The organism is Aeromonas molluscorum 848, assembly GCF_000388115.1.
GTDB classification, from domain to species: domain Bacteria; phylum Pseudomonadota; class Gammaproteobacteria; order Enterobacterales; family Aeromonadaceae; genus Aeromonas; species Aeromonas molluscorum.
In genome coordinates, this window is record NZ_AQGQ01000152.1 from 1 (window position 1) to 9,889 (window position 9,889).

The following is a 9,889-nucleotide window of genomic DNA, read 5'->3' on the forward strand; positions in this document are numbered from 1 at the left end:
GGCTCTGGTCTGGACATTCTGGCATTTCCACCAGCCGGAGCAGGCGTTCTGGGTCACCCTGGCGGTCCTGGTAGCCACTTGCCCCTGCGCCTTGTCGCTCGCCACCCCGACCGCGCTCACCTCGGCCACGGCCCACCTCACGCGCACCGGCATACTGCTGCGCCGTGGCCATGTGCTCGATATCCTGACCCGGGCCAACCGGGTGGTGATGGACAAGACAGGTACCCTCACCACGGGGGAAATCCGTCTCGCAGCCATTGAGCTGCTTGGTGACCAGGATGAGGCTCACTGTCTGGCTATCGCCCGGGCGCTGGAGTCCCAGTCCGAACACCCCATCGCCCGTGCCTTTCGCACTCCCGGCGAGGTCTTGCCGGCCGTGCGCGACATCCAGCCGGTTATCGGCCACGGCATCGCCGGCATCATCGCCGAAGAGCCCTATCGACTCGGCAGCGCCAGCTGGCTTGGTATCTCGCAAGATGATGAGGTGGCCGGGCTGAGCGTCTATCTCGCAGGCCCAAAGGGCCCTCTCGCCCGTTTCTTGCTGGAAGACAGCCTGCGCCCGGATGCCCTGGCCCTGATCCAGGCTTTCAAGGCCGCCGGACTCAAGACAACCATACTCACCGGTGATGGTTCGGCGCAGGCCGATGAGGTGGCCCGCACCCTAGGGGTAGACGAGCTGGTGAAGGGCATGACTCCGGATGGCAAGCTGGCTTATCTCAAGGCGTGTGAAGCGAGAGGTGACATCAGTATCATGGTGGGAGACGGTATCAATGACGCGCCGGTGCTGGCGGGAGCTCACGCCTCTTTTGCCATGGCGGGAGGCACGGATCTGGCCAAGAACAGCGCCGACGCCATACTGCTTGGCGACAATCTCTCTCGCCTGCTTGAGGCAAGGGACCTTGCGCTGCGAACCCGCAAGATCATCAAAGAGAACTTCGCCTGGTCCATCGGCTACAACCTGCTGGTCTTGCCCCTGGCGGCAAGCGGTTGGCTTCCCCCCTATCTGGCGGCGGCGGGCATGTCGCTCAGCTCCCTCATTGTGGTCACCAACTCCATGCGCCTGAACCGGTAAAAGAGATGGCCCCATGCAGAGGCGGCACCACAACTCAGCGGATCAGATCAGGCAGGATCTTGGCTGACAACTCGTTTACCATGACCCCGGCCACTCCCATTGCAAGGCTTGCCCCATGAACATCATCTTCATTCTGATCCCCATCGCCATCCTGTTCGTGGTTATCGCCGTGTTCGTCTTCTTCTGGGCCATACGCTCGGAGCAGTTCGAGGATCTCGATCGCCAGGGCTCCAACATCCTGTTTGATGAGGACGACGCCACGTCAACCACAACCAACAAGCGCCAAGCCGATGACAACCAACCTTGATCTGCTGGGGGCTCTGCTGGTCGGGTTCGCGGGGGCAGGCCACTGCATCGGCATGTGCGGTGGGGTCTCGGCTGCGCTGTCCATGGCGATTCCGCCAGCGCAGCAGCACTTCAGAGGCCGGCTCAGCTATCTGCTCTATTACAATCTGGGTCGCATCCTCAGCTATGTGATGGCCGGGGCCCTGGTGGGCGGTCTGCTTGCCACCACGGGGGAGTTGGGGGCTGGCAAGCATGCTCTGCTCTATCTGCGGTTGTTCGCCGGTGGTCTCATGGTAGCCCTGGGGCTTTATCTGGCTGGCTGGTGGCAGGGAATATTGCTGCTCGAGCGACTCGGTGCCAGGCTCTGGCCCAGGCTCAGACCACTGGCAGGCAAGTTCCTCCCTTTCCGCCAGCCGCTCCAGGCCCTGCCTTTTGGCATGATCTGGGGTTGGTTACCTTGCGGCCTGGTCTATTCCATGCTGACCTGGAGTGCGGCGGCTGGCTCTGCCACCAAAGGGGCCCTCATCATGCTCTGTTTCGGCATAGGCACACTGCCCACCCTGTTTGCCCTGGGCGGTCTGGCGGACAGGTTGCGATATTGGCTCACCCTGCGCAGCCTGCGTCTTACCGGCGCTTTGCTGTTGATTGCCTACAGTCTGCACACCCTCTGGGTCGGGGTAGCATCCCTTTGAAACCCTATCCAAAATGGATGGGTTGATGGTAGACTTGATTGATATAAATCAATTATTCAAATGAGCCTATGATCCCGGACAAGAAACCTGGCAGACGTATTCAGAGCGGTGGCTGTGCAATTCATTGCCAGGATTGCAGCATCAGCCAGCTCTGTATTCCCTTCAGCCTCAATGACAGCGAGCTGGATCAGCTCGACAGCATCATTGAGCGCAAGAAGCCTATTCAGAAAGGCGAAGAGCTGTTCAAGGCGGGCGACGATCTCAAATCCCTCTACGCCATCCGCTCCGGGACCATCAAGTCTTATACCATTACAGAGCAAGGAGATGAGCAGATCACCGCCTTCCATCTCGCCGGTGATCTGGTCGGGTTTGATGCCATCAACAAGCACATCCACCCCTCCTTCGCCCAGGCACTGGAAACGGCCATGGTGTGCGAGATCCCGTTCGATGTGCTCGATGATCTTTCTGGCAAGATACCCAAGCTGCGCCAGCAGATAATGAGATTAATGAGCAACGAGATCATGGGAGATCAGGAAATGATACTGCTGCTCTCCAAGAAGAATGCCGAGGAGCGCCTCGCGGCTTTCCTGAGCAATCTCTCCCAGCGCTACTCCGAGCGTGGCTTCTCCGCCAAGGAGTTCCGTCTCTCCATGACCCGGGGCGACATCGGCAATTATCTGGGGTTGACCGTCGAAACCATCAGCCGGTTGCTGGGCCGCTTCCAGAAATCAGAGCTCATTGCGGTCAAAGGCAAATACATTACCGTGCTCGATCATAATGCCCTCGCTACCCTGGCTGGCACGCCTCGCCTACCTTGCGCCTGATAACAGACGCTTCTCTTGCGCCGGATCAAGTTGACCCCCAATAATTTGATCCGGCCCACGTCATTACTGCTTCTCCTACGCTAAGCTATAAAAGCTAAAGGCCTGTCATCATTGGTCTTTTGTCCAAGGAGGATCACATGGTCAAGTACAGAAAAATCCTGGTAGTTATCAACCCGGAACAAGAGCGCCAAATTGCACTCGAGCGCGCAGTCAAAGTAGCCGAGCTGGAAACAGACGCACAGCTGACCCTGTTACTGACCATCTACGACTTCTCGTATGAGATGACCGCCATGCTCTCGAGCGAGGAGCGTGACGAGATGCGCGCTGGCGTCATCAGTCAACGTCAGGAGTGGCTGGACGAAATCCTCACCCCCTATCGTGCCAAAGGCATGCAATGTGAGGTCAAGGTCATCTGGCACAGCCGTCCCTTCGAGTCGGTCATTCAGGAAGTCCTCAACGGCAAACATGATCTGGTCGTTAAAGCGACCCATCACCACAACTTTCTGCAGACCTTCATCTTTACCCCCACAGACTGGCATCTCCTGCGTAAGTGTCCCTGCCCGGTATTGTTGGTCAAAGAGGGGCACTGGCAGCGGGGTGGCAATATCATCGCCGCCATCAACTGTTCGAGTGATGACAAGGAGCAGCAGGATCTCAACGATCGCATCACGGAGGAGGGACTGGGAGTAGCCGACCTGCTCGGTGCCAGTCTCTATCTGGTCAATACCTTCCCGGGCACTCCTGTCAATGTTGCCATCGAGCTGCCCGAATTTGATCCCCACGCCTACAACGAGGCGATCCGCAGACATCATGAGTCCCTGCTGCTCGCCCATGCCGACAAATATCAGATCAACCATCTCTGGACCAAGGTCGCCGAAGGCTTGCCCGAAGAGGTATTGCCGGACCTTGCCGAAGAGCTCAAAGCGAGCCTGATGATCATGGGCAGTGTCGGGCGTACCGGCCTCTCTGCCGCCCTGCTTGGCAATACGGCCGAACAGGTGATAGACCGCTTGCCCTGCGACATCCTGATCCTCAAGCCGGCCGACTACCAATGCCCGGTCGAGACTAAGTCAAGCCAACCGTAACGCATCCTTGCCCTCCCCCGGGACATGGCTATAATAAGCCGCTTATTTTTGTCCCGGGTTTGAGGTCATGGTGCAAGAGCTGAACACCAAAGATAAATACAGTTTCAACAAGCTGCAAAAGCGCCTGAGGCGCAACGTAGGTCAGGCCATCGCCGACTTCAACATGATTGAAGAGGGCGACAAAGTGATGGTCTGCCTCTCTGGCGGCAAGGACAGCTACGGTATGCTCGACATACTGCTGAGCCTGCAAGCCAGTGCGCCCATCCATTTCGACCTCATCGCCGTCAACCTGGATCAGAAGCAGCCAGGCTTCCCCGAGCACATACTGCCCGCCTACCTGGCTGAGCTGGGAGTTCCCTTTGAAGTCGTCGAGGAAGATACCTACGCCATCGTCAAAGAGAAGGTGCCCGAAGGCAAGACCACTTGCGCCCTCTGTTCACGACTGCGCCGCGGCATCCTCTATCGCCGAGCCCAGGAGCTGGGTTGCACCAAGATAGCCCTTGGCCATCACCGAGATGACATTCTCGAGACCCTGTTCCTCAACATGTTCTATGGTGGCAAACTCAAATCTATGCCGCCCAAGCTGGTGAGCGACGATGGCAAGAACGTGGTGATCCGTCCCCTTGCATACTGCAAAGAGAAGGATCTGGCGCGCTACGCCGAGATCAAAGAGTTCCCCATCATCCCTTGCAACCTCTGTGGCTCCCAAGAGAACCTGCAGCGCAAGGCGATCAAGCAGATGATGCAGGATTGGGATCGCCGCTTCCCGGGCCGTATCGAAACCATGTTTACCGCCATCCAGGATGTGGTGCCGAGTCACCTGCTCGATCACAAGCTGTTCGATTTCAAGAGCATCAATCGTGATTCCGGCATCATAGATGGTGGTGACAAGGCATTCGATCCCCCCGAGCTGCCTGCAGCGCCCCTGCTCAACATCGACTCGATGGATATGCTTGATGTGATTGAGGTGCGCTAAGCGCACCTCTTGGCACTGGCTCTAGAGCACCAATATCAACATGTAAAAAGGAGCGCCAGGCGCTCCTTTTTCGATCTCGCTTCTCACTTGGATCGGGCCATACTCAGCCCTTGTGCAACCAGGGGGTGAGCCGGACAAGCTCGCCATTGGGCTGCAGGGTGCCCCCCTCGAAAGCCGCCAGCTGAGCATTGCCCAGCAGCAGGGCGCCCTCTTTCCAGGGCAGTGCCAGGTGCTCGGCCCCCTTGTCCAAATAAGCGGTCCCACTGACAGGGACAAGCGACACCCGCACACCGGCCACGTCGGGCAGGAAGTGCTTGCCGACCATGCCCGCCATCTTGTCGAGCAGGGCCTGCATGTCGCGTTGGGCGGCCGCAATTTCGCTCAGGGCAACCCGCCCTTTATCGTCTGGTTTGAGACTGGCCATCACCTGCACTGAGAGATCGCAACGCTCATGCTGCTCTGCCATCTCCAGCAGCACCTTGCCCTTGTCGAGATACACCTGTTCGTCAAACGGCAGTATCAGACTGCCGTCGGTCGCCACCTCGGCAGGCCTGTCTCTGTTGTCGCTGTGGATGCGTACCGACTGTGCCAGACAGGGTTGCCCCGTCGCCGGGTCCCGCAGATAGAAACCAAGCTGTGCCACGCCAAAGTCAGCCTTCTGCTCTGTCTTCATATGGCCATAGAAGGTGCCGTAATCGAGGATCAGGGGTTGTGCTAGCAGCGGAGCTGGCAGCAAGGCCATCCCTATCATCAGGTGCTTGAATAGCCGTGTCATATCACGTCCTTATGCATTGAAATGATCCGCCGGGCTTGGCGTTTCGCTCACTTCCACCGCGACGCCACACAAGTCCCGGTAGAGGATGCCTTTGCAGTTGAAATAGAGAGGCGCTACCCAGATAAGCCCCAATCCCATGGGGATCATGGCCAGCAGGCAGAGGCCCAGCATGATGCAGTGGAGCAATACCAGGGATGGCCAACCGCGAGCAAATACCTTGAGGGATACCAGTATCGCCTGGGCCGGGCTCAGGCCCCGTTCCAGCACCAGCGGCACGGTAAAGACCAACCCCATGCCCACCAGTGCAGAAGGGATAAAGGCCAGTATCATCGGCAGACCCAGCAGATCGAACAGGGGGCCAAACAAACTGGTCAGCAAGCTGCCAAGCAGGCTAAGCAGGCCTAAACGCAGGAAGTGGCGGAAGAAATCGAACACTTGGCTGGCACGGGCCCGCACCCCGATCGCCTGCTGCAGCCCCAGCATATCGAGGGCCGAACTCATGGGTGCCATGACCATGGTGATCAACAAGCTGATGAACATGGCGCTATCGAGGCCCTTCTCGCTCTGCAGCAAGGGGGCAAGCAGCACATTGCTGAGCAGGATCCAGATTGCCATGACGCCCATGATGGCCAGCAACATGCCAAATCCGTTGCTGCGGGTCTGTTGCCAACTCTCTTGCAGTATTGCCCTCACATCGAGCCGATACCCTTTGCTCAAGGACTCCTCGAGAGAGCCGCCGATCCGCATTCTATTACTCAATTGACTATCCAACATCGAAAACCACTGATCCAAGGTGGCACATTATAGCGATTTGACCGGGCATGCGTAGCCGTTTTTCCTGTTATCTACCGTTCATAAAGGCATTGATTTCACAGAACAACGGCCGAGCGGATCCCCATTTCGATCATTCGACGATCAGTCAGATTAATGGTGATCGTCAGCGCAGACTTGGCCCCTGCCCGGTATGGAGGTAGCATGCCCAAGACCCATTTGATTGTCACCGCGCCCCGGCACTCTCACCCAAGGAGAACAGCTATGTCTGAACTGACCCTCTATCTCGCCCCCGGCACCTGTGCCATGGCGGTGCGCATCGCCCTGGTGGAAGCCGGTGCCCCACACCAGATCAAGCAGCTTGATCTCGCCGCAGGAGAGCAGCGCAGCCCAGAATATCTGGCCATCAACCCCAAGGGGCGGGTGCCGGCTTTGGTCACCGAGCATGGCGTCTTGACCGAGACCCCAGCCCTGCTGCTCTATGTGGCGCAGTGCTTCCCAGCCGCGAAGCTGGCACCACTGGAGGACTTTTTCCTGCTGGCCAGGATGCAGGAGATCAACCTCTTCCTCGCCGCCACCCTGCACATCTCCCATGCCCACGGGCGCCGTGGCAGCCGTTGGGCCGATGACGAGCATGCCATCGCCGCCATGAAGGCCAAGATGCCGCAAAACATGCGCGATGGCTTCGCCGAGATAGAAAACCACTATCTGGTCGGCCCCTGGATACTGGGTGAGCAATTCAGCCTGGCCGATATCTATCTGTTCGTGGTGGCCAGCTGGCTCAAGAGCGATGGAGTAGCCATCGATGAATTTCCCAAAGTAGCAGCACACAGCCAGCGAATGCTGGCCCGCTCTGCCGTGCAGCAGGCGCTTGCCATCTGATCCCAAGCGCGGGAGCCTGCGTGCGGGCACCCGTTTTTCACCTCTAATCCCCCACCATTGAGATCGTTTTCACACTTTCGCTACTGATCGCTGGATCCATCAACGATTAACGCCTACCTTCCACTCACCACGCAACCGGTTGCGTAACCGGTTGCTTACTCCAACACAGAGACGCAGGCTCTCGCCTGATGAGGTGCTGTATGAAACGAGGCAAGCTGCTCAATGCCCCCCTGAGCGCCCTGGTGGCCCGGATGGGACATACCGACGAGATTGTGGTGTGCGACGCCGGGCTCCCCATCCCCGCGGGCCCGGAACGTATCGACCTGGCGCTCACCCCCGGCACCCCGAGCCTGGAAACCGTGCTCGGCGCCCTGCTCACCGACCTGGTGGTGGAACGGGTCCTGCTGGCCAGCGAACTCAAGTCGGTCAGCCCCCTCGCCCACCAGGCGCTGCTCGATCAGCTGGAGGCGCACGCCCGTGATCAGGGTAAGCCCATCACCATTGACTACCTGAGCCACGAGACCTTCAAGATCCGCAGCCAGAGCAGCAAGGCCATAGTGCGTACTGGCGAGGTAACCCCCTACGCCAACCTGATCCTCTGCGCCGGCGTCGCCTTTTGAGCGCCCAAGGAGCTAAGATGAGCAGATCCCCTATCCCCATCCTCGAGCTCGGCGGCATCGTCAAGACCTTCCCGGGGGTGCGCGCCCTCGACGAAGCGGGGCTCAAAGTCTATCCCGGCGAGGTGATGGCCCTGCTCGGCGAGAATGGTGCGGGCAAATCCACCCTGATGAAGGTGCTGACCGGTATCTATCAGGCCGACGCAGGCACCCTCAACTATCGCGGTCAAGCGGTACGCTTCAAGGGACCCCGTGATTCCCAGGATCAGGGCATCAGCATCATCCATCAGGAGCTGAACCTGCTGCCGGAACTCTCTATTGCCGCCAACATCTTCCTCGGCCGTGAGCCGCGCACCCGCTTTGGCAATATCGACCACGGCCAGCTGCGTGAGCGCGCCGCCACCCTGCTGGGACGCCTCGGGGTCAAACATGGTCCTGATACCCGGCTCGGCAACCTCTCCATCGGCGAGCAACAGATGGTGGAGATCGCCAAGGCGCTCTCATTTGATGCCAACGTCATCATCATGGATGAGCCCACCGATGCCCTGACCGACACCGAAACCGAGCAGCTGTTCACCGTGATCCGCGAGCTGCGCGACCAAGGCTGCGGCATTGTCTACATCTCCCACCGCTTGAAAGAGATCTTCGAGATCTGCGACAGGGTCACGGTACTGCGCGACGGCAAATGGATTGGCGAGCAGCCGGTGAGCGAACTCGACGAGGACAGGATCATCGAAATGATGGTCGGTCGTCGGCTGGAAGAGCAGTACCCGCGTCTTAGCCGCGATCTTGGCCCCGTCAGCCTGCAGGTAAAAAATCTGGCGGGTCCAGGGGTGCGCGATCTCAGCTTCACCCTGCGTCAGGGAGAGATCCTGGGCTTCAGCGGCCTCATGGGCTCGGGGCGCACCGAGCTGATGAAGCTCATCTATGGTGCCAGTTCCTTGACTGCGGGCCAGATAGAGGTCAACGGCCACCCCCTCAGGCCCCGCAGCCCCGCCGATGGTCTGGCCGCGGGCATCGCCTATATCTCGGAAGATCGCAAGGGTGACGGTCTGGTGCTGGAGCTGTCGGTGCGCGAGAACATGAGCCTGTGCGCCCTCGGCGAGTTCAACAAGGGCGGCCGCATCGATGGCAAGGCCGAACGCCAGGCGGTGAATGATTATGTGCGCCTGTTCAACATCAAGACGCCGAGTACCGAGCAGCTTATCAAGCTGCTCTCCGGCGGCAACCAACAGAAAGTGGCCATTGCCAAGGGGTTGCTGACCCGTCCCAAGGTCCTCATCCTCGATGAGCCGACCCGGGGCGTCGACGTCGGCGCCAAGAAAGAGATCTATCAGCTCATCAACCGCTTCAAGCAGGAGGGGATGAGCATCATTCTGGTCTCCTCCGAGATGCCGGAAGTACTCGGCATGAGCGATCGCATCCTGGTGATGCACGAGGGGCGCATCAGCGCCGAATTTGATGCCAAAGAAGCCAATCAGGAGAAACTGATGGCGGCGGCGGTAGGTAAACAGTGGCAAGCAGCACAAGAGGCGATTCAATGACAACCCAGACCCTTACCCGCACCGGCTTCCTGAGCAAGCAGTGGTGGATAGAGAACAAGTCCCTGGTCGCCCTGCTGGTGCTCATTGGCGTGGTCTCCATCTTGAGCCCCAACTTCTTCACCGCCGACAACCTGCTCAATATTTTGCGCCAGACCTCGGTCAACGCCATCATGGCGGTCGGTATGACGCTGGTCATCCTGACCGCTGGCATCGATCTCTCGGTCGGCTCCGTGCTGGCCCTGTGCGGCGCCCTGGCGGCGACTATGGTGGCCATGGAGCTACCCATCGCCCTGGTCATTCCCCCTCACCCTGGGAGCCCGGTGCCCTGCTCGGCGGTGTCAGTGGTCTCATCATCGCCAAAGGCAA

General features: G+C 59.2%; 11 protein-coding genes and 1 pseudogene. 10 read left to right on the top strand and 2 right to left on the bottom strand.

The genetic code is table 11. The features are described 5' to 3' along the window. The 6 genes from G113_RS16345 to ttcA form a co-directional block, all read left to right on the top strand. On the top strand, positions 1-1,072 hold a 1,072-nt coding region (locus G113_RS16345), incomplete at its 5' end, for a heavy metal translocating P-type ATPase (RefSeq protein WP_005907286.1). A 115-nt stretch (positions 1,073-1,187) separates the two neighbouring features. Beyond that, positions 1,188-1,379, top strand: coding sequence for a cbb3-type cytochrome oxidase assembly protein CcoS (gene ccoS, locus G113_RS16350; protein ID WP_005907288.1), 192 nt, complete (start codon positions 1,188-1,190; stop codon positions 1,377-1,379). Next, positions 1,363-2,049, top strand: a complete 687-nt coding sequence (locus G113_RS16355; RefSeq protein ID WP_005907290.1) for a sulfite exporter TauE/SafE family protein — start codon at positions 1,363-1,365, stop codon at positions 2,047-2,049. The genes ccoS and G113_RS16355 overlap by 17 nt, the downstream gene beginning before the upstream one ends. A 68-nt stretch (positions 2,050-2,117) precedes the next feature. After that, positions 2,118-2,873 (top strand): FNR family transcription factor, encoded by a 756-nt coding sequence (locus G113_RS16360; RefSeq protein ID WP_005907291.1) that lies wholly within the window; start codon positions 2,118-2,120, stop codon positions 2,871-2,873. Between the two features lie 137 nt (positions 2,874-3,010). Continuing rightward, entirely contained in the window at positions 3,011-3,958 is a 948-nt protein-coding gene (uspE, locus tag G113_RS16365; RefSeq protein WP_005907292.1) for a universal stress protein UspE, read from the top strand. A gap of 67 nt (positions 3,959-4,025) precedes the next feature. Next, on the top strand, positions 4,026-4,934 hold the full coding sequence (gene ttcA, locus G113_RS16370) for a tRNA 2-thiocytidine(32) synthetase TtcA (RefSeq protein ID WP_005907294.1): 909 nt from the start codon (positions 4,026-4,028) through the stop codon (positions 4,932-4,934). A 103-nt stretch (positions 4,935-5,037) separates the two neighbouring features. Here the strand turns inward: ttcA and G113_RS16375 are convergent, their stop codons facing one another. Both G113_RS16375 and G113_RS16380 read right to left on the bottom strand, forming a co-directional pair. Next, positions 5,038-5,709 carry a DUF2987 domain-containing protein gene (locus G113_RS16375; RefSeq protein WP_005907295.1) on the bottom strand — a complete coding sequence of 224 codons (672 nt, stop codon included), beginning with the start codon at positions 5,707-5,709 and terminating at the stop codon, positions 5,038-5,040. Positions 5,710-5,718: 9 nt separating this feature from the next. Then, a complete protein-coding gene (locus tag G113_RS16380; RefSeq protein ID WP_005907296.1) occupies positions 5,719-6,456 on the bottom strand; it encodes a DUF2189 domain-containing protein in 738 nt (245 codons plus the stop codon). A gap of 288 nt (positions 6,457-6,744) precedes the next feature. On the opposite strand from G113_RS16380, the gene G113_RS16385 reads away from it, so the two are divergent. The 4 genes and pseudogenes from G113_RS16385 to G113_RS16400 all read left to right on the top strand — a co-directional run. Beyond that, entirely contained in the window at positions 6,745-7,362 is a 618-nt protein-coding gene (locus tag G113_RS16385) for a glutathione S-transferase family protein (protein ID WP_005907297.1), read from the top strand. 200 nt (positions 7,363-7,562) lie between these two features. Continuing rightward, positions 7,563-7,982, top strand: a complete 420-nt coding sequence (gene rbsD / locus G113_RS16390) for a D-ribose pyranase (RefSeq protein WP_005907298.1) — start codon at positions 7,563-7,565, stop codon at positions 7,980-7,982. Between the two features lie 17 nt (positions 7,983-7,999). Continuing rightward, positions 8,000-9,523: a ribose ABC transporter ATP-binding protein RbsA gene (gene rbsA / locus G113_RS16395; RefSeq protein ID WP_005907300.1), complete on the top strand. Its 1,524-nt coding sequence runs from the start codon at positions 8,000-8,002 to the stop codon at positions 9,521-9,523. Then, positions 9,520-9,889: pseudogene (locus G113_RS16400) on the top strand (ABC transporter permease subunit); the annotation flags it as partial. The gene rbsA and the pseudogene G113_RS16400, both read left to right, overlap by 4 nt.